This window comes from Herbaspirillum sp. 3R11 (genome assembly GCF_004563925.1).
GTDB lineage: Bacteria > Pseudomonadota > Gammaproteobacteria > Burkholderiales > Burkholderiaceae_D > Herbaspirillum.
The window spans coordinates 35,172-53,495 of sequence record NZ_SPNJ01000006.1; the positions used below are offsets into that span (position 1 = coordinate 35,172).

The following is an 18,324-nucleotide window of genomic DNA, read 5'->3' on the forward strand; positions in this document are numbered from 1 at the left end:
TGTTTATAAGGTTAATCCGCCGTCGATATGCCAGATTTGTCCGGTGACGTATGACGCGGCCGGGCTCAGCAAAAAGGCGATGACGTTGGCGATTTCCTGCGGCTGGCCGAGGCGTTGCATGGGGATGCGTTCCAGCGCGGCGGCCCAGGCGGCAGGGTCGATGGCGGATTTATTGGGATCGGATTTTTGCACGTAGCCTGGCGCCACGGCATTGACGGTGGCGCCGGACGCCGCCAGCTGCACCGCCAGCGATTTCACCAGCGCTTCGATGCCGGCCTTGGCCGCAGCGGAGGCCGGGAAACCCGATTCGCCGAGACGGTACACGTGCGCGACGAAGGAACTGACTGCCACCACGCGGCCGGCCGGCGCCTGCTGCAAGGCGTCCTTGCAGGCGGTGACCAGTTGGAAGAAGCCGCCCAGCAGCGCATCGATGGAACGCGACCAGTCTTGCGTGCTGAGCTCTCCGATGCGCTTGCGGTCGGCGAAGCCGGCGTTGGCGACCAGCGCGTCGAGACGGCCGTAGGTATTCAGTGCAACGTCGCGCAAGGCTGCCGCAGTGCCGGTGTCGGCCAAGTCGCCGAAGGCCGTCACGCACTGCGCGCCGCGCTCACGGCAGGCGGCGGCGGTCTGTTGCAACTCGGGCGAATCGGCGCGCGCATGCAGCACCATGCCGGTGTCGGCGGCGGCCACGGTTTTCGCGGTGGCCGCGCCGATGCCGCGCGCGGCGCCGGTAATCAGGATCACGCGCTGCACGCTGGAAGATGGATTCATGGATGACGAGGAAACAATATGAGGAAATGACGGAATCAGGCGGCCGGAGCGACCGTGCGCTATTTTAACCAATAAGCGGATAGCCAGCCGCAGAAGCGCTGCACAGGACATACATGAAGGAGAAAACCGCATTTCCTGAACGCTCCCTCCCCTTCAAGGGGAGGGCCGGGGTGGGGATGGGTTATTACCGGGAACGCAACATTTCACTGTTTGTATTTTTTGTACGGCGCCAAATGGCATAAGACGAATATGCTGCCTCCCTGAAACCCATCCCCTCCCCAACCCTCCCCTTGAAGGGGAGGGAGTACCAGGGAGAGGCAGGAGTTTCATGCGATTGCCTTGCTGCGCAACAGCTTCCGCTACATCCCGGGGAGTATTCTCCATTACAATTGCGGGGTTTTCAGGGAAGGAAATTGGTCAGACCGACCGCCTTTTCTGCTTCGACTGGCACACTTCATGCTGCCTCGCCTGCGCACTATGCGGGCAACCAAGAATTCAGACACCAAAGAGTAAAAGAAAAGGAAACACGATGTATCACTGGGACTTCGCCGCGCTTTGGCAATTCCGCAACGTCATTGCCGTGGGCTTTGGCTACACGCTGGCCTATACGGTCGCCTGCGTCCTGCTGGGCTTGTTGATCGGGCTGGCGGTCGGCCTCGGTCGCCTGTCGACCAACCCGCTGGTGTCGGGCCCGCTGCGCGCCTACGTCGAAGTGTTCCGCTGCACGCCGGTGCTGGTGCAACTGGTGTGGTTCTACTACGCGCTGCCGGTGCTGGTCGGCATCGAGATGTCGGCCGGCACTTCGGCCTTGCTGGCGTTGGCCCTGTACGGCGGCGCTTTCTATTCGGAAATCATCCGCGGCGGCATCGTCTCGATCGACGTCGGCCAGAGCGAAGCCGGTTGCGCACTCGGCATGACGCGCTTCCAGCTGATGCGCCGCGTGATCCTGCCGCAGGCGTTCAAGCGCATGACGCCGCCGCTGGTCAGCCAGTCCATCATGCAACTCAAGAACACCTCGCTGCTGTCGGTGCTGGCGGTGCCGGACCTGCTGTACCAGGGCCAGATCATCGCCCACGAAACCTATCGCCCGCTGGAAATCTACACCATGGTTGCGGTGATCTATTTCCTCATCCTGCTGCCTGCGACGATCTGGGCCAAGCGCCTGGAAAATCGCCTGAACGCGCAACAGGGAGTATGAGATGAGCAATCCAACCAATGAAGTCATGATTGAAATCAAGAATCTGAAGAAGGCCTTCGGCGACCACGTCGTGCTGAAAGACATCTCGCTGCAGGTCAACAAGGGCAGCGTGGTCGCCATGATCGGTCCGTCCGGCTCCGGCAAGTCGACGCTGCTGCGCTGTATCAACCTGCTGACCGTGCCCGAGCAAGGCAGCATCCGCGTCGGCGCGCAGGATTTCACCTTCGGCTCCAAAGCCTCCAAGCCGCTCAAGGACCGCGAGCTGGCCAAGTTCCGCACCAACACCGGCATGGTGTTCCAGCATTTCAACCTGTTTCCGCACATGACCGCGCTCGAAAACGTCATGGAAGGCATGCTCACCGTGCTGCGCAAACCCAAGGCGGAAGCACGCGCCTACGCGCTGGAACTGCTGCAGAAAGTCGGCCTGTCCGACCGCGCCGACATCTATCCTCAGCGCCTGTCCGGCGGCCAGAAGCAGCGCGTGGCGATTGCCCGTGCGCTGGCCATGCGCCCGAGCGTGATGCTGTTCGACGAAGCCACTTCGGCGCTGGATCCGGAACTGGTGGGCGAAGTGCTCAACGTGATTCGCTCGCTGGCGGCCGACGGCATGACCATGATCCTGGTCACGCACGAAATCGCCTTCGCCCGCGAAGTCGCCGACCAGGTCATCTTCATGCGCGACGGCGTCGTGGTCGAAGCCGGCCCGCCGTCGCAAGTCATCGATAATCCGCAACAGGCGGCGACGCAATCCTTCCTGACCCGCTTCAACGGCTGATCAGCATGACCGGCCGCCTCGACCTGCTCGACGACACCGACCGCAAGCTGATCTCGCTGTTGCAGCAGTCGGCGCGCGACAGCGTCGCCAACCTGGCGCGGCAACTAGGTGTGGCGCGCACCACTGTGGTGGCGCGTCTGGCGCGGCTGGAAAAGAACGGCGTCATCGTCGGCTACACCGTCAAGCTGGGGCAAGAGGTGCAAGACAGCGGCCTGCTCGCCTACGTCGGCATCACGGTCGAAGCCAGGACGGCGCGCGACGTGCTCAAGCGCTTCAAGCGCATCCCCGAAATTGAACAGCTCTGCTCCGTCAGCGGCGAGTTCGACTACGTCGCCTGGCTGCGCGCTGCCTCGGCCGAACAACTCGACAAGCTGCTGGACGACATCGGCGAGATCGAGGGTGTGGTCAAGACGACTACTTCAATCGTGCTGTCGCGCAAGATCGATCGATGACCACCGTGCTCAGCCGGCGTCGCTGAACGGCCATGCTCCAGATCACCGAAGACCTGAGCCTGCCCGATGCGGAAGTCGAACTCAGCTTCACGCGTTCTCAGGGCGCGGGCGGACAGAACGTCAACAAGACGTCGACCGCGGTGCATCTGCGCTTCGATATCCGCGCGTCCTCGCTGCCCGACTTTTACAAGGAAAGATTGCTGGAGCTGAAGGATCAGCGCATCACCCGCGACGGCGTGATCGTGATCAAGTCCCAGCAGAGCCGCAGCCAGGAGCAGAACCGTATTGCGGCGCTGGAACGGCTCGCGACACTGATTCAGGAGGCCGGGGTCGTGCTTCCTCCGCGCAGGCCGACCAAACCGACTCGCAGCGCCAAACGCAAGCGTGTCGACAGCAAGACCATGCGCGGACGGCTGAAGGTATTGCGCACCGGGCTCGGCGACTGAGCCGATGCCGACCATCCATCATCAACCGAACGAGGTCGTACGCCTCAGGGGAATTCCATCGTGAAATTCACTGTGCTGCTCACCGTACCCGCCCCTGCTTTGCCTGTCGCAAAATAGCTGACGGCATACGGCAGGGTTGCCGTTCCGGCGCGTATCTGCGTGGTGGCGACGTTCTGACTCCCTTTCACGCCGGCCAGATTGATCACCGAACCATCGCCGTTGCTCAACTGCAGTTGCACGTTGGCAGGGCCGGTCACGTCGAGATTGCCTGTCGTCGCATTGACGCGCGGGCCGTCAAAAAAGGTGCGAACGTTCACCCCATTGGATTGGACGCCGCTTGTCTTGCAACTGTCCAGGCGGATCGAAAATGGCGTCCAGCCGGCTTTCTGACCGTTGGCCGCCAGCGCCGACGTCGACACCTTGGGCAAAGTGATCGCGTTGCCGGGCACTACCGTAGGGATACAAGTGGTGACGTTGCCCCGAATGAATTTGATCGTATTGGAAAGCGTGAATCGGATCGCCTGCATTTTATTGTCGCCAAAGGCATAGGTTATGGACCCTGCCAATGAATCCACCCCGGATGTCGATGAGTCTGTCTTGATAAAGGTGAGGGTGTACGTTGGAAACAGCGTCCCAGCTTTGATGCCCCGCGTGCCTGGATACACGGAGACGAAAGCGGTAGTGCTACTGCCGGTCACTCTGATGCCGACCCCTGCCACACGTGTTTGGATGGTGTCAAACGTCCCAAAACTGCTGGTAATCACTCCGCCACCGGGCAAGAGCCCCCCAGCGACGGTCGAAGGAGTCGCGGGCGCAGTGGGGCACGAAAACCGGAAGACAGAACTGTTCGGATCCGTGGTCGATTTTGCTGTGGCAGTCACTGACGCGATGACGCTGCCGGGCGCAAGGGCGCTGATGTCAAAGGTCGTATCGAAATCATACGTCCCCACGAGTGTACTTATACCGGCGTCGGGAATACATCCGTCTGCGGCGAGCGCCACATTTCCCAGCATCAGGCCGCATACACTCACCATCACTTTCCAGCACCATTTTTGCATGTTCATCATCCGCTCCTTTTTTGTCCGTTCAGCCACCGCAGCTTTGCAGCAAACACGGCGAGGAGGCGCTTGCCGTGAAGCGCCCATAACCAAGGAGTGTGGATTTTCTGCCTTGCGAAAGATATAAGAAAACTCTCGAACTGCAGCATCGCTGCAGCCTCAGATGATTGATACATCGCCCGTACTTCGACTCGTTCGGTCACACCGCCGCTCGTGGCATTGTTTGCGGTCTGGTAGTACCGCACACGGAAAGGATTGTTGTAGACACCATCCCCAGCCGGCGGCGTCGGACCTGGTTCGAGCAGGGCGCCACGCCTGGAACGCTTTTGAGAGTTCTCCTATATCGCCATGGCGAATGGACTTGTAGCATCTTTCCATTTGACCGCTGGAGATGCTCATGCACGACGATAAATATGGAAGACGATTCTGGTCGTCGATGACGTTACTAACGCAAACCAATTCGAAGGAAGCCGCTCCAGGAGGCAGCGCGAGCGGAGGGGCTGCCACTCGCGCTGTTGCAATGTCCGGCAAACTCCTGCTCGCCTTGCTGTTGAACTTGGCCGCCACCCATTCCGCACTGGCGATCTGTGATATCACGCCTTCGACCATCAATCTCGCTTCGACAAAAGCGATCGACGGTTCAGTAGTGCCGATTGGTACCATCATCTATGAAGAAACGTGGACGCGGACTCTGACGCTGACCTGCTCTGGAAATAGGCAGATGTATACACAGCCTGTTCGAAATGGCACCGTCAACGGAATCGTCGCGAACTCTGTTAAGTTTGAGTCGGAGGTCGAATTGAGCAATGCCGAGAGCTCGACGGCCGGTGTATCTCTGACAGGCGACTACACTGCTTATACGTTCCCAGTTGGCATCACCAAGAGTACGATGACCGTACGTGTGCGCTACAAAAAGGCGAGTAACGCCGCTACCGGACCTGGACTGATGCGGCCCATGGGTGGAAACACCCTGAACCAAACCGATCTAGTCGCAAACATATGGGGCAGCATTCCCGATGGCTCAACGCCATTTAGCTTGGCCTCCATTTTCTTGTCAGGAGGGACCAAATCGTACTCCTCTACCTGCAATCTTACGGTGCCTCTCGCCGTCGCCATCCCTCCTGCGCCACAGAGTCAATTCACCGGTATCGGTACGGTGCCTGCGGCACGCAAAGACTTCAATATATCGGCCGAATGTTCCGGAATAGTGATAGGTCAGCGCGTGGGAGTGTCCTTCTCGGAGAGTTCTCGCGATGCTTCCGGATCGCCCGGCGTCATCGCCACAAGCCAAGGCGACGGCAAGGCAGCAGGCGTCGGCCTGCAAATCATCAATACCACCTCCGGCCGCCCTATTGCTTTTGGTGCGCTTGAACGAGGCACACCGCCGCCAACGCTCAACGGCACCTACAATTTCCCGATGCGGGTTCAGTATTTTCAGACTGCCGCGACGGTCACCGCCGGGCGGGTGACCGGCACCACCGTGGTCACCATGCAATATCGATAAGGGAAGCAGCCTCGTCCCCAGACTCATAGCAGTTTCTGCTGCCGATCGCTACCGGCAGCTCAACAAAGCTTGCGACACGGGAACATTGCCAAATAATCCAACTATTTTTGAGACTATTCTCATATAAACAAAATCAGGAAAACGTCAAAATCACTCCATCGAATAACGCATTGTTATCGGGTCAACCCAACAATATTATTAACGAGGGAGTCGAAAATGAAGAACGCCATGTTTTTGTCCGCGCTGTTTGCCATGCTTGCGGTGGCGGCCGGTGCGCACGCTGCCGACACGGCAGAGTTGAAGGTCAAGGGCTCGGTCAAGCCGCCGTCCTGCACGCTCAACATTGCCGCAGGCGGCGTGATCGACTACGGCAATATTCCGCCGTCGCGACTGAGCAACACTGCCGCGACCAAACTGGAGCGTAGAACCACGGCGTTCAACATCGATTGCGCGACCGGCAAGGCCATGGTGGCGCTCAAGCTGAGCGACAATCGTGCATCCTCGGTGGTGCCCGCCATCATGTCGTTCTCCAATGGATACAAGGACGATCGCTTTGCTTATGGACTCGGGATTGTCGATGGTAAAAAAGTCGGCATTTATACCGTCAGCATGACCAAGGTCCAGGCGGATGGCTACCATATCGCGCTTTACCTGAATCGTGCTCTCGGCTCCGACCCGAACACCTGGGACAATGCTTACAGTAGCGATGGCGCCTTCTTCCGCCCGACGCTGATCTATACATGGGCACCGAACGACCCTGAGTCAATCCGAACTGCTTCGCAACATGCTCCGGGCGCTTTCAGCACGATAGCCGGCGAACTGACTGTTGAGGTCACTATCGACAAGCTCGCCAATCTGCCGGTGCGCGACGCGATTCCGCTGGACGGATCTTCCACACTGGAGTTGGTGTACCTCTAAGCCGGGCCACGTGGGCAGGAGATCCGGCTTGCCGCATGTCACCTCGGGTGTCACTCTCATTTCCACCCCGTAAACGACAACGCCGCCGTCCCGACTTGACTGGGAACGGCGGCGTTTTCATTTGCAACTGCCGGCCGATTTGCACCGGCTTGCACCGGCTTTACTGCAGTATTACAGCGGAATCTGCGGTGGCACGTCTTCCGGACGCACGCCCGACAGCTTCTGCAGGTTTTCCAGCACGGTGGACTTGACCTTGCCGGCGGCGCGTTCCTGCACGATCCACTTGTTGATGTACTCGAGCCAGGCCTTGTCGTCTTCCTTCGGCACACCGATGTTGGTCGAAGTCGCTTCCAGCGGCATCGGCACGATCATGGTGCCCAGGCTTGGGTTCTTCTTCAGCACGTTCAGGGCCAGCAGCCAGACCAGCACCTGCACATCGACGCGGCCGGTTTGCAGGGCCAGGGTGGCGTCGTCGGCTTTTTCCAGACGGACGATGGTGGCCTTGGGACAGACGCGGGTAATCATCGCGTCGTGCGAGGAACCGATGTCGACGCCGATCTTGACTTCAGGCTTGTTGAGCTCTTCCCAGGTCTTCGGTGCGAAACCCTTTTTGGAGACGATGGTGAACGCGTTGTTGAACAGCGGCTCGGAGAAGCCGACGGTTTCGCGGCGTGCCGGGGTCGGGTTGAGACCGAAGAAGACGTCGATCTTGCGTGTCTGCAGGTCCAGCACCGAGTTGCCCCAGGTGGTTTCGAGGATTTCCAGCTTGACGTTCAGGCTGGCCGCCAGGTTCTTGGCGAAGTCGACCATGAAGCCGACCCATTCGCCGCTGGCCAGGTCCTTGTTGTAGTAAGGCGCCTGACCGCGTACACCACCAATGCGCAGCACTTTGGTCCGCTTGATGCGGGCGAAGGTGCTTTCGCCGGCCGGTGCGCTCTGCGCGAAGGCGCCGGGCAGATAGCTGGCGGCGGCGAGGCCCGCGACGTTGGTGATGAAACTGCGACGATTTGGCATTTGCTTCTCTCCCTGGATGTATGAAGTGGCACTGATGTGCGCTGGTTTGATTCTCTGGCGCCTTCAGGACTTCTGGTCCCGATGGCATCCGGCAATTTTAATACCAAGCGGTATGTGTTGCGCAGCATATTGCATATTCCCGCTTGCTGAGAATGCGCTGGAGGATCGCCTGTACGGATGCTTTTTCGGCATGGACGGCTATTTATAGCGTCAAACACTACAAAACGACCAAATTATCGTCATACACGCATCAATCTTGGTCTTTTTATCGTGACGACTGCTTCCTACAATGGAGGCATCCGCCGGCCGTCACGGCTCCAAATCCACTGCACATCCACTACAAATCCACAACAAGGAGCGCCATCATGAAAATCGTCCTGCTCGGCACCGGCCACATCGGCCTGGCCATCGCCCACCTCCTGCACCTGCATGCCGACGGCGACTACGAGGTACTCGCCGCCGACCGCGACGCCAACGCGCTGGCCGCGATGCGCGCGCTCGGCGTGGCCACCGCGCAGGTCGACTTCAACGACCATGACGCGCTGTGCAGCCTGTTGTCGGGCCGCGACGCCTGCCTCAATGCGCTGCCGTACCACATGGCCACCGCCGTGGCGAAGGCGGCCAAGCTGAGCGGCGTGCATTACTTCGACCTGACCGAAGACGTGCGCGCCACCCGCGCCATCGCCAAACTGGCGGCCGGCGCAGACACCGCCTTCATGCCGCAATGCGGGCTGGCGCCGGGCTTCATCGGCATCGCCGCGCATTCGCTGACGAGCAGCTTCGACGAGATCCACGAGGTCAAGATGCGCGTGGGCGCGCTGCCGGAGTTTCCCACCAATGCGCTGAAATACAACCTGACCTGGAGCGTCGACGGCCTCGTCAACGAGTACTGCCATCCCTGCGAAGCGATCCGCGACGGCAAGATGCAGGACATCCAGCCGCTGGAAGGACTCGAGCATTTTTCGCTGGACGGGGTCGAGTACGAAGCCTTCAACACCTCGGGCGGACTGGGCACTCTGTGCAGCACCCTGGCCGGCCAGGTGCGCAACCTCGATTACAAATCGGTGCGCTATCCGGGCCACCGCAACCTGGTGAAATTCCTGCTGGAAGAACTGCGCCTGCGCGATGACCAGGAGCAGCTCAAAGGCATCCTGCGCAAGTCGGTGCCGACCACCATGCAGGACGTGGTGCTGGTGTTCGTGACGGTGAGCGGCATGCGCGACGGCATGCACGTGCAGGAGGTGTTCTCGCGCAAGATCTTCGCCGCCACCCGCGACGGCGTGCATGAAAGCGCGATCCAGATCACTACCGCCGCCGGCATCTGCACGGCGCTGGATCTGTTCCGGCTGGGCAAGCTGCCGGCGCACGGCTTCATCCGGCAGGAACAGATTGCGCTGGCGGATTTTCTCGCCAACCGCTTCGGCCGGGTCTATGCCCAGGGCGCACAGGGAACAAACCCGCATGCGCCGTACGTGTCTCGCCATGCGGACCACGAGGCCGCAGTGGCTGCCTGAAGAAATATTCAAAGCAAAAAACGGAGTGCACAAGGAGTGCCGGCGTCGCAGACTGCCCTGATCGAAACCAGTTCCGATCAGGGTAATCTCCGATGCGCACACCGCCATTTCCGCCCGCCTTCGCCACACTGGCCTGGTCCAACCTGGCCGCACAATCCGCTGAACAACTGAGCCTGGCCGCCGCGCCGCTGGTCGCGGTCTTGATGCTGGGCGCCGGACCCGGCGACATCGGCACGCTGACCGCCTTGCAAACCCTGCCGTTTCTGCTCCTCTCGCTGCCGCTGGGCGTGCTGGCGGATCGATTGCCGCGTCGACGCCTGATGCTGTGGAGCGAAGCGCTGCGCTGCCTGGCGCTGCTCAGCCTGCTGATGGTGTTGCACTCCTCCGCACTGGACATAGTCTGGATGGCTGCGCTCGGATTTGCCGGTGCGGTCGGCACCGTGGGGTTCAGCGTGACGGCACCGGGCCTGGTGTCTTCGCTAGTGCCGCGTACCTCGCTGGCGCAGGCCAACGCGCGCCTGGAACTGGCTCGCAGCGCCGCCTTCGCAGCCGGCCCGGCGGTCGCCGGCGCACTGGTCTCATGGGCCGGCGCCACCGCGGCATTCAGCGTGGCGACCGTGTTGTCTGCCGGTGCGCTCGTCCTGCTGTTTCGCTTGCCCGGGCTTGCGCCGGCCGACGTTGGCACGTCCGCGACCAGACGGCATCCGCTGCGCGAAGTCGCCGAAGGCGCCTCGTTCGTCTGGCGCAACGCGCTGCTGCGACCGGTGGCAATCACCGGCGTGATCTTCAACAGCGCATGGTTTGCATTGCAAGCGATCTACGTGCCGTATGCCATGCGCGTGCTGGGACTGGGGACCGGCGCAGTGGGCCTTACGCTGGCCTTGTATGGCGCCGGCATGATCGTCGGCGCATTGGCGACGGCGCCGCTCATGGCGCGACTGCCGCTGGGCAGGACGATCCAGATCGGCCCGCTTGCGGGCGTATTGGCAGCGACCTGTCTCGCCGCCACTTTGCTGATTCCGCATGCGGCGCTGGCGGGGCTGTGCTTTTTCCTGCTCGGCGCCGGCCCCATGGTGTGGACCATCACGACCACCACGCTGCGCCAGAGCATGACGCCGGACGCCATGCTGGGCCGGGTCTCGGCGGTGTTCCTGACGGCCAATGCCGGCGCGCGTCCGATCGGTGCGGCGCTGGGCGCCCTGGTGGGAAGCCGCTGGGGAACCTCCGTCTGCCTGTTGATGGTGCTAGCCGGGTTTGTCCTGCAGGCTGCGGTGATCCTGAGCTCGCGCGTGGCGCGATTGCGTTGACAGCGCGGAGTGCAGAGATCGCCCCGCGCTGACGCTCTTGACGATTATGAACAGAGGTAAAGTTGCATCAGGATGATGTAATAGTTTTTGGCACGGTTCTACACTGGCTGCGTGATCAATCAGTGCAGGATTTCCATGCAACCCTTCATGATTTCCCGGGCAACGACTTTACTTGCACCCTTGCTCGCTACCTGCGCGCTGAGCGGCTGCGCCAACTTCAGCGAGGTCGTGTCGGTCGATGGCGACGACAACTACAACCTCATCGCCACCGGCATCAGCTACACCATGTCGATGGCCCAGCTGACCAATGCCAGCCGCGAAAAAGCCGTGGCGTATTGCGCCGGCCAGGACCGCGACATGCAGCTGCGCCAGCAGGCGCGCGGCTGGCAACCGATGCAGGTGGAACTCGATTTCCGTTGCCTGCCGCGCCGGACCGGCACGCTGCAGACCGAGCTGCAGACCGGACAGCAACCGGCGCTGTCGCTGACCCGCTTGCAGATGATTACAAAGTGACGCCAAGGCCGTTCAGATGCAGTTCAAATTCCTGTGCGGCGCAGGGCTTCCGTGATGAAGTCGATGAAATGCCGCACCCGCTGCGGCATCTGCTTGCGCTGCGGGTAGTACATGTACAGGCCGCCGTAGATGCTGTTAAGGCGCGGCAACAGCGGCGTCAGTTTGCCGGCGGCGACTTGCTCGCGTACTGAATACACCACCAGTTGGCCGATGCCGACGCCGGCCTGCACGGCGGCAACTTCCGACTCCATGGTATTGAAACTCACCACTGCCGGCATTTCCTCAAAGACCGTGGTGCCGTCCACCGTCAGCATCCAGGGCGACAGCCTGCCGGTATTCGGATGGCGAAAACCGGTGCAACGATGCTTGCGCAACTCGGCCAGGCTCTTCGGCTTGCCGTATTTCTCCAGATACGAAGGTGCTGCGTAGATTTGCAGGATGATGTCACCCAGGCGACGCGCGACCAGGTTGCGCTGCGGCTCCTTGCCGGTGCGAAAACCGACGTCGACGCGCTCCGCCACCAGGTCGGTGAAGCGATCGTCGAGCAGGAAATCGAAATGGATGTTGGGGTAGTGCTCCTGGAATTCCTGGATCAGCGGCATCAGCAACAGATTGCCCACCGAGGTCGGCGCGCTCACGCGGATCATGCCTTCGGCGTCGCGGCGGCTATTGCGCACCTGGTCCAGCGCTTCGTCGAGCAGGCGCAGGCCGGGGTCGGCCAGCTCGGCCAGGCGCGCGCCCTCTTCCGTCAGGCTGAGCTTGCGCGTGCTGCGATGGAACAGACGTACGCCCAGGTCTTCCTCCAGCTGGCGCACCGCCTTGCTCACCGCCTGCGGCGTCATGCCGGCTTCGACCGCCGCCTGACTGAAGCTGCCGGCGCGCACCACGCCCAGGAAAATCGTCACTACCCTGGCTTTGTCCATCGCTTCCCGCTCCTTATTTATTTACAACCATTGGTTGTAAATGAAACACGTTGATGTGGTCTAGTGTAACAGCGCGCGCCTGCCTACACTTCGTCCTGCCAACTGCGCAAAGCCACATTGCAGTTCACATCCGACGATAGACAATTCACCAAGGAGCATCACCATGACACAAGCATCGACAACATCCAAAGTCTGGTTCATCACCGGCGCGTCGCGCGGTTTCGGCGCGCTGATCGCCCGCGACGCCTTGCTGCGCGGTGACCGTGTGATCGCCACCGCACGCAATCCGCAAACCGTCATCGACGCGCTCGGCGAACAAGCCAACCTGCTGGCGCTGAAGCTGGACGTCACCAGCGAAGCCGACGCGCAAGCTGCGGCCAAACAAGCCGTCGCACGCTTCGGCCGCATCGATGTGCTGGTCAATAACGCCGGTTACGGTTTGCTGGGCGGTGTCGAAGAAGCCAGCGCAGAAGAAGTAAAGCGGCAGTTCGACACCAACGTGTTCGGCCTGCTGCACGTCACGCGCGCCGTGTTGCCAACCCTGCGCGCACAAGGCAGCGGCCACGTGATCAACATCTCCTCGATCGGCGGCTATGCATCGCATCAGGGCTGGGGCATCTACTGCGCAACCAAGTTCGCGGTCGAGGCACTGACCGAAGCGCTGCACACCGAACTGGCGCCGCTGGGCGTGCGCGCCACGGTGGTGGAGCCGGGCTTCTTCCGCACCGACTTTCTCAATGCCGATTCGGTGGTGTCGACCTCCAACCGCATCGCGCAATATGCCGACAGCGTCGGTGTGATGCGCACCCTGATGGCCGGCGCCAACCACAAGCAACCGGGCGATCCGGCCAAGCTGGCCACCGCCATCCTGAAACTGGCCGACGACGCCAACCCGCCGCTGCGCCTGGCGCTCGGCTCGGACACCATCGCCGCGATCCGGAACAAGAACCAGACGGTGGAAGCCGAGTTGCAGCAATGGCTGGCGGTGTCGACCTCGACCAACCATGACGACGTAACAGCTTGATGTCATAGGAAAGCTAGGGGAAGCAAGGCGGCCTGAAGCCGGCCGGGTTGTTTGCTATGATCGACGACAGTCGCCGGTCATGCATGCAGCCTGGCCGGCTTTCACGTTTTCGAAGGAATCGCCATGACCTCTTCCCCACCCAACGATCCGGGCCAGCTCGACGACGCCACGCTGGATTTCGCCGCCAAGATGTTCGACCTGGCGCGCCACGGCGAAGCCGATGAACTCGAGGCTTACCTGGCCAAGGGACTACCGCCCAATCTGCGCGACCACAAGGGCGACAGCCTGCTGATGCTGGCCGCGTACCACGGCCATGATGCGGCGGTGCAGGTCTTGCTGCAGCACAAGGCCGACGCCGGCTTGCGCAACGACAACGGCCAGACGCCGATTGCGGGCGCAGCGTTCAAGGGACATGCGGCGGTGGTGCAAGCTTTGCTCGACGGCGGCGCCGATGTCGAAGGCGCATCGCCCGACGGCAAGACCGCGCTGATGATTGCGGCGATGTTCAATCGCGTGGAGATCGTGGAGTTGCTGCTGGCGCACGGCGCCAACATCAATGCCCGCAGCGAGAATGGGGCGACGGCATTGGAAGCGGCGCGCGCCATGGGGGCGCCGGAGACGGCGGCGCTGCTGGAGCGCCGCCTGACGAACTGAATCTAAGCTGCGGAACCGTCGGCGTAAGGCTGGACGTTGACAGCGTTGCCGTCAGCGTCGAACTCTTCCGCCAGCGCCACCGATTTCAAACCCATGGTCAGCAACGCGTCGCAGGTGTCGTCAAGTTCAACTTGCAAATCGCCGGCGCCGTCGAGCGGCTTCTCGGCGGTGGCGACAACGGTCTCGCCGTTGTAGATATTCACGCGCAGCAAGATTTCTCCTTCGATATCCACCGGACCCATGACGGCATGGGTCTGCTGCGCGTCCACGCCGCTTTCCTGCAGGCCGTGATCGAGCTCCGACATCATCTGCAGCATGAAGTACTCGGCGATGCCGCGTTCCTTGCCGCCGTGGAACAGGTCCTGGTACAGGAAGTGCACGTCGAACTGGCGGCCATCGGTGACCAGGCAGCGCTGCACCAGCGGCACGACCTTTTCGCTCCAGGTCTGGAAGCGCTGCGCGCGCACTGCGAAGTAGGCGTCCATCGCCGCTTCGTCTTTGGGAATCGTGTAGAACGGATCGTCTGCCGTCTTCAGTGCGAAGCCGAGCAGGAAGCGCAATTCCACCGCCGTGTCCTCGGCGCCGAAACGATTGGCCGGCCAGCTGCTCATGCTGCGGTTGATGGCCGCTGTTTCGGTGATCTTCTTGTCGGTCATGGCGGCGTAGGCGTCGCGCACCATGGCTTCCAGATGGCTGTAGGTGATCGCGTCGATTTCGTCGAGGTGGTAGGCGTAGCTGACCAGCACCACCTTGGCGTCGGCGCTCTCGAGCTGGGCCTCCTTGATGCTGGCGGTCAGTTCGGTGAAGGCGTCGGCGTCGCGGAAGTTCTGCTCCGCATCGAGGCCGCCGACGGTGCGCACGAACATCGGGATGACGAAGGCGTTGACTTCATAGCTGCGCTCGTTGCGGGTAAAGAAGACCGTCTCGGCGGCTTCTTCGATTTTTTCGCGCAGGTAGGGATAGGCTTCGGCTTCCTGGTCGCGTGCGCGTTCCAGCGCTTCGTACAGGACGTCGTCCTGCTGCTGGCGCAGGCTCTTGGTGATGACACGGTGCAGGTCGCGTTGCTTGGCCGGCAAGTCGGGCGAGGCTTCGTCCTCGGTCGCCAGTTCGACCGCCAGATTGGCCAGCTTGTCGACCAGGGCTTCGTCGAGATCGTATCCGGCCGGCATCAGGGAAGAATCGGAAGGATCGGAAGGAATGGAGGTGCTGACGGCTTTGCCGGCGGGGCGCTTGCTTTTGGACATGGCGGGAATGCTTGTGAAGAGAAGAGGCGGACATTGTAACAAGTCCGCCCTTCATCGCCTTCTGACTGCGCCTTCAGACTGCTTTTTTGCCCGAGGTCCGCGCCAGGAACACCAGCCCGGCGGCAATCACCGAAGCCACCGCCAGTGCATACAGGCCACCCTGGATCGAACCGGTCTTTTGCTCCAGATAACCGAAGGTCGCCGGCGCGAAGAAGCCGCCCAGATTGCCGATGGAATTGACCAGCGCGATCACGGCGGCGGCGATGCGCGCGTCGAGATAGGCTTGCGGAATCGGCCAGAACAGCGACGACGCCGCCTTGAAACCGATGCCGGCAAAACAGATCGCGACGAAGGCGAACACCGGACCGCCGGTGGTCGAGGCGAACATGCCGGCCGCGGCGATGATCAGCGTTGCCGCCACCCAGGCCTGCTGGTGGCGGAAGCGCGCCGCCAGGCTGGCGAAGATATACATCGCGACGATCGAGATGATCCACGGAATCGAATTGAACAGGCCGACCTGGAAATCGTTGAAGTGGCCCATCTTCTTGATGATGCTGGGCAGCCAGAAGGTCGCGCCGTAGATGGTCAGCTGAATCGCAAAGTAGATGAAGCAGAACAACAGGATCTGCGGATCCTTGAGCAGGCTCCACGACGACACGTGCACCGGCTTGCTGGCCTGGCGCTCGCGTTGTTCATGCGCGATGATGGTGGTCAGGCTGTTGCGCTCGTCGTCGCTGAGCCAGGTGGCGTCTTGCGGACGCGAATCGAGGCGGCGCCAGACCACGAAGCACAGCAGCACCGAGGCCAGGCCTTCGATGATGAACATCCACTGCCAGCCGTGCAGGCCGCCGCCTTCTATCTGCAGCAGCGCACCCGAGATCGGTCCCGACAGGATCGACGCAATCGCCGAGCCGCTCAGGAACACCGCCATCGCCTTGCCGCGTTCGCTGTTGGGCAGCCATTGCGTGAAGTAGTACACCACGCCCGGGAAGAAGCCCGCTTCGGCCACGCCCAGCAGGAAGCGCAAGATATAGAACGAAGTCTCGTTGTGCACGAAGGCCATCGACGTCGCCACCACGCCCCAGGTCAGCATGATGCGCGTGAGCCAGGCCTTGGCGCCGAACTTTTGCAGCAGCATGTTGGACGGCACTTCGAAAATGGCGTAGCCGATGAAGAACAATCCCGCCCCAAAGCCGAACGCCGCCGTACCGATGCCGAGATCGGTCGCCAGGTGCGAACGCACGAAGCCGATGTTGACGCGGTCGATGTAATTCGCGATGAACATGACCACGAACAGCGGCAGGATGCGCCATTTGACCTTATCGATGGCGCTGGCCAGCGGGCCGCTTGCGGGGCCGTCGGGATGTGCGGCATACGCCGCGATGCTCTGCTCATTTGCGGGATTGCTCACTGCTGTCTCCTTAAGGTTGTCGCTGCGGCCGTCATTGCGGCCTGTGCGATCTTTATTGCGTTTTTTATTGCGCTTTTTATTTCGCTTTTTATTTTCCTGATGCTTGCTGAGATGTATGTATCACCGGACCAGGCAGGGCTTCTTGTTGTCGAACTTCCAGCCCGGAATCAGGTATTGCATGGCGATGGCGTCGTCACGTGCGCCCAGGCCCTTGGCTTTGTAGAGCGCGTTGGCCGCCATCACCTGCTCCATGTCGATCTCGACGCCGAGGCCCGGTGCGGTCGGTACGTCGACCATGCCGCCGACGATCCTGAACGGCTCGCGCGTCAGACGCTGGCCGTCCTGCCAGATCCAGTGCGTGTCGATGGCGGTGATCTTGCCCGGCGCGGCGGCTGCCACTTGCGTGAACATCGCCAGCGAAATATCGAAGTGGTTGTTGGAATGCGAACCCCAAGTCAGGCCCCACTCATTGCACAATTGCGCCACGCGGATCGAGCCCTGCATGGTCCAGAAATGCGGATCGGCCAGCGGGATGTCGACCGATTGCAGCTGGATCGCGTGGCCCATCTCGCGCCAGTCGGTGGCGATCATGTTGGTGGCGGTCTGCAAGCCGGTGGCGCGGCGGAATTCGGCCATCACTTCGCGGCCGGAATAGCCGTTCTCGGCGCCGCAGGGATCTTCGGCATACGCCAGCACGTCGTGCTGGTCGCGGCACAGGCGGATGGCGTCTTTCAGCAACCAGCCGCCGTTGGGATCGAGCGTGATACGCGCCTGCGGGAAGCGTTCATGCAGCGCGGCGACGGCTTCGATTTCATCCTCGCCGCGCAGCACGCCTCCCTTGAGCTTGAAGTCGTTGAAGCCGTAGCGCTGATAGGTCGCTTCGGCCAGCCGTACGATGGCGTCGGCGTCCATGGCTTTTTCGTGGCGCAGGCGCTGCCAGTCGTCAGCGTTGTCAGGTTCGCTGTGATAGTCGAGATCGGTGGCGTTGCGGTCGCCGACATAGAACAGGTAGCCGAGCATTTCCACCTTGTCGCGTTGCTGGCCTTCGCCGAGCAAGGCCGCGACCGGGACGCCGAGGAATTTGCCGAGCAAATCGAGCAGCGCCGCCTCCACCGCCGTGACGGCGTGGATGGTGATGCGCAGGTCGAAGGTCTGCAAGCCGCGGCCGCCGGCGTCGCGATCGCTGAAGGTCTGGCGCATGCGGTTGAGCACGGCGTTGTAGTTGGCGATGGACTGGCCGACGACGAGTTCACGCGCGTCTTCCAGGGTCTGGCGGATACGCTCGCCACCCGGCACTTCGCCGACGCCGGTGTTGCCGGCGCTGTCGGTCAGGATGACGATGTTGCGCGTGAAGTAAGGGCCGTGCGCGCCGCTCAGGTTGAGCAGCATGCCGTCGCGACCGGCAACCGGGATGACTTGCATCCCGGTGACGACGGGCGCGGATGAGCGAGAAGAATTCAGTGACGCGTTTGGCTGAGCAGACATGGTGGGCCTTGTACGGTGATCTGGGGAGACATTCAATTGGTACCGCTACCAATTGTGATTGATGCTGATGGTAGCGGTACCGTTTTTGGCTGTCAATCGGTTTACCGCGATGT

General features: G+C 61.6%; 18 protein-coding genes. 11 read left to right on the forward strand and 7 right to left on the reverse strand.

Annotation, left to right across the window (positions count from 1 at the left end; genetic code table 11):
* Nucleotides 1–3: 3 nt before the first annotated feature.
* Nucleotides 4–771, reverse strand: a complete 768-nt coding sequence (locus tag E4P32_RS22230; protein ID WP_116436091.1) for an SDR family oxidoreductase — start codon at nt 769–771, stop codon at nt 4–6.
* Nucleotides 772–1,300: 529 nt separating this feature from the next.
* Between E4P32_RS22230 and E4P32_RS22235 the strand changes: the two genes are divergently transcribed.
* Genes E4P32_RS22235 through arfB form a run of 4 tightly spaced genes read left to right on the forward strand, consistent with a single transcriptional unit; the run spans nt 1,301 to nt 3,642 of the window.
* Nucleotides 1,301–1,969: an amino acid ABC transporter permease gene (locus tag E4P32_RS22235; protein WP_116436092.1), complete on the forward strand. Its 669-nt coding sequence runs from the start codon at nt 1,301–1,303 to the stop codon at nt 1,967–1,969.
* Between the two features lies 1 nt (nt 1,970).
* Complete coding sequence (locus E4P32_RS22240) at nt 1,971–2,744, forward strand: amino acid ABC transporter ATP-binding protein (protein ID WP_116436093.1); 774 nt, start codon at nt 1,971–1,973, stop codon at nt 2,742–2,744.
* Nucleotides 2,745–2,749: 5 nt separating this feature from the next.
* Nucleotides 2,750–3,196, forward strand: a complete 447-nt coding sequence (locus tag E4P32_RS22245; RefSeq protein ID WP_116436094.1) for an Lrp/AsnC family transcriptional regulator — start codon at nt 2,750–2,752, stop codon at nt 3,194–3,196.
* A gap of 32 nt (nt 3,197–3,228) precedes the next feature.
* Entirely contained in the window at nt 3,229–3,642 is a 414-nt protein-coding gene (gene arfB, locus E4P32_RS22250) for an alternative ribosome rescue aminoacyl-tRNA hydrolase ArfB (RefSeq protein ID WP_116436095.1), read from the forward strand.
* 44 nt (nt 3,643–3,686) lie between these two features.
* Here the strand turns inward: arfB and E4P32_RS22255 are convergent, their stop codons facing one another.
* Nucleotides 3,687–4,706 carry a fimbrial protein gene (locus E4P32_RS22255; protein WP_158559750.1) on the reverse strand — a complete coding sequence of 340 codons (1,020 nt, stop codon included), beginning with the start codon at nt 4,704–4,706 and terminating at the stop codon, nt 3,687–3,689.
* Between the two features lie 391 nt (nt 4,707–5,097).
* Here E4P32_RS22255 and E4P32_RS22260 point away from each other — a divergent pair, with 391 nt between their 5' ends.
* Together E4P32_RS22260 and E4P32_RS22265 are read left to right on the forward strand one after the other, a co-directional pair.
* Complete coding sequence (locus E4P32_RS22260; RefSeq protein WP_158559751.1) at nt 5,098–6,204, forward strand: fimbrial protein; 1,107 nt, start codon at nt 5,098–5,100, stop codon at nt 6,202–6,204.
* Between the two features lie 216 nt (nt 6,205–6,420).
* On the forward strand, nt 6,421–7,122 hold the full coding sequence (locus E4P32_RS22265; protein ID WP_116436098.1) for a DUF1120 domain-containing protein: 702 nt from the start codon (nt 6,421–6,423) through the stop codon (nt 7,120–7,122).
* A gap of 171 nt (nt 7,123–7,293) precedes the next feature.
* Here E4P32_RS22265 and E4P32_RS22270 read toward each other — a convergent pair whose 3' ends face one another.
* Complete coding sequence (locus E4P32_RS22270; RefSeq protein WP_116436099.1) at nt 7,294–8,136, reverse strand: transporter substrate-binding domain-containing protein; 843 nt, start codon at nt 8,134–8,136, stop codon at nt 7,294–7,296.
* 365 nt (nt 8,137–8,501) lie between these two features.
* On the opposite strand from E4P32_RS22270, the gene E4P32_RS22275 reads away from it, so the two are divergent.
* The 3 genes from E4P32_RS22275 (at nt 8,502) to E4P32_RS22285 (ending at nt 11,470) form a co-directional block, all read left to right on the forward strand.
* Entirely contained in the window at nt 8,502–9,650 is a 1,149-nt protein-coding gene (locus E4P32_RS22275; protein ID WP_116436100.1) for a saccharopine dehydrogenase C-terminal domain-containing protein, read from the forward strand.
* 92 nt (nt 9,651–9,742) lie between these two features.
* Entirely contained in the window at nt 9,743–10,957 is a 1,215-nt protein-coding gene (locus tag E4P32_RS22280) for an MFS transporter (protein WP_116436101.1), read from the forward strand.
* 135 nt (nt 10,958–11,092) lie between these two features.
* The gene (locus E4P32_RS22285; RefSeq protein WP_233526744.1) at nt 11,093–11,470 is read left to right on the forward strand and encodes a hypothetical protein; all 378 of its coding nucleotides are present in this window, start codon (nt 11,093–11,095) and stop codon (nt 11,468–11,470) included.
* A gap of 23 nt (nt 11,471–11,493) precedes the next feature.
* Here the strand turns inward: E4P32_RS22285 and E4P32_RS22290 are convergent, their stop codons facing one another.
* Nucleotides 11,494–12,393: a LysR family transcriptional regulator gene (locus E4P32_RS22290; RefSeq protein WP_116436102.1), complete on the reverse strand. Its 900-nt coding sequence runs from the start codon at nt 12,391–12,393 to the stop codon at nt 11,494–11,496.
* Nucleotides 12,394–12,556: 163 nt separating this feature from the next.
* Here E4P32_RS22290 and E4P32_RS22295 point away from each other — a divergent pair, with 163 nt between their 5' ends.
* Complete coding sequence (locus E4P32_RS22295) at nt 12,557–13,417, forward strand: oxidoreductase (RefSeq protein WP_116436103.1); 861 nt, start codon at nt 12,557–12,559, stop codon at nt 13,415–13,417.
* Between the two features lie 123 nt (nt 13,418–13,540).
* Entirely contained in the window at nt 13,541–14,071 is a 531-nt protein-coding gene (locus E4P32_RS22300) for an ankyrin repeat domain-containing protein (RefSeq protein WP_116436104.1), read from the forward strand.
* Between the two features lie 2 nt (nt 14,072–14,073).
* Here the strand turns inward: E4P32_RS22300 and E4P32_RS22305 are convergent, their stop codons facing one another.
* The 3 genes from E4P32_RS22305 to gudD all read right to left on the reverse strand — a co-directional run bounded on the left by E4P32_RS22305 (nt 14,074) and on the right by gudD (nt 18,211).
* Nucleotides 14,074–15,315 (reverse strand): DUF2863 family protein, encoded by a 1,242-nt coding sequence (locus tag E4P32_RS22305; RefSeq protein WP_116436105.1) that lies wholly within the window; start codon nt 15,313–15,315, stop codon nt 14,074–14,076.
* A 73-nt stretch (nt 15,316–15,388) separates the two neighbouring features.
* Complete coding sequence (locus E4P32_RS22310; RefSeq protein ID WP_116436372.1) at nt 15,389–16,699, reverse strand: MFS transporter; 1,311 nt, start codon at nt 16,697–16,699, stop codon at nt 15,389–15,391.
* Nucleotides 16,700–16,846: 147 nt separating this feature from the next.
* A complete protein-coding gene (gene gudD / locus E4P32_RS22315; protein ID WP_116436106.1) occupies nt 16,847–18,211 on the reverse strand; it encodes a glucarate dehydratase in 1,365 nt (454 codons plus the stop codon).
* Nucleotides 18,212–18,324: the final 113 nt, after the last annotated feature.

Excerpts from the sequence above, each read along its gene's own strand:
- E4P32_RS22300 (WP_116436104.1), top strand. The coding sequence starts at position 13,541 with ATGACCTCTTCCCCACCCAACGATCCGGGCCAGCTCGACGACGCCACG.
- E4P32_RS22280 (WP_116436101.1), top strand. The coding sequence starts at position 9,743 with ATGCGCACACCGCCATTTCCGCCCGCCTTCGCCACACTGGCCTGGTCC.
- E4P32_RS22260 (WP_158559751.1), top strand. The coding sequence starts at position 5,098 with ATGCACGACGATAAATATGGAAGACGATTCTGGTCGTCGATGACGTTA.
- E4P32_RS22275 (WP_116436100.1), top strand. The coding sequence starts at position 8,502 with ATGAAAATCGTCCTGCTCGGCACCGGCCACATCGGCCTGGCCATCGCC.
- E4P32_RS22230 (WP_116436091.1), bottom strand. The coding sequence starts at position 771 with ATGAATCCATCTTCCAGCGTGCAGCGCGTGATCCTGATTACCGGCGCC.
- arfB (WP_116436095.1), top strand. The coding sequence starts at position 3,229 with ATGCTCCAGATCACCGAAGACCTGAGCCTGCCCGATGCGGAAGTCGAA.
- E4P32_RS22295 (WP_116436103.1), top strand. The coding sequence starts at position 12,557 with ATGACACAAGCATCGACAACATCCAAAGTCTGGTTCATCACCGGCGCG.
- E4P32_RS22235 (WP_116436092.1), top strand. The coding sequence starts at position 1,301 with ATGTATCACTGGGACTTCGCCGCGCTTTGGCAATTCCGCAACGTCATT.
- E4P32_RS22245 (WP_116436094.1), top strand. The coding sequence starts at position 2,750 with ATGACCGGCCGCCTCGACCTGCTCGACGACACCGACCGCAAGCTGATC.
- E4P32_RS22290 (WP_116436102.1), bottom strand. The coding sequence starts at position 12,393 with ATGGACAAAGCCAGGGTAGTGACGATTTTCCTGGGCGTGGTGCGCGCC.
- E4P32_RS22285 (WP_233526744.1), top strand. The coding sequence starts at position 11,093 with ATGCAACCCTTCATGATTTCCCGGGCAACGACTTTACTTGCACCCTTG.
- gudD (WP_116436106.1), bottom strand. The coding sequence starts at position 18,211 with ATGTCTGCTCAGCCAAACGCGTCACTGAATTCTTCTCGCTCATCCGCG.
- E4P32_RS22255 (WP_158559750.1), bottom strand. The coding sequence starts at position 4,706 with ATGAACATGCAAAAATGGTGCTGGAAAGTGATGGTGAGTGTATGCGGC.
- E4P32_RS22265 (WP_116436098.1), top strand. The coding sequence starts at position 6,421 with ATGAAGAACGCCATGTTTTTGTCCGCGCTGTTTGCCATGCTTGCGGTG.
- E4P32_RS22270 (WP_116436099.1), bottom strand. The coding sequence starts at position 8,136 with ATGCCAAATCGTCGCAGTTTCATCACCAACGTCGCGGGCCTCGCCGCC.
- E4P32_RS22305 (WP_116436105.1), bottom strand. The coding sequence starts at position 15,315 with ATGTCCAAAAGCAAGCGCCCCGCCGGCAAAGCCGTCAGCACCTCCATT.
- E4P32_RS22240 (WP_116436093.1), top strand. The coding sequence starts at position 1,971 with ATGAGCAATCCAACCAATGAAGTCATGATTGAAATCAAGAATCTGAAG.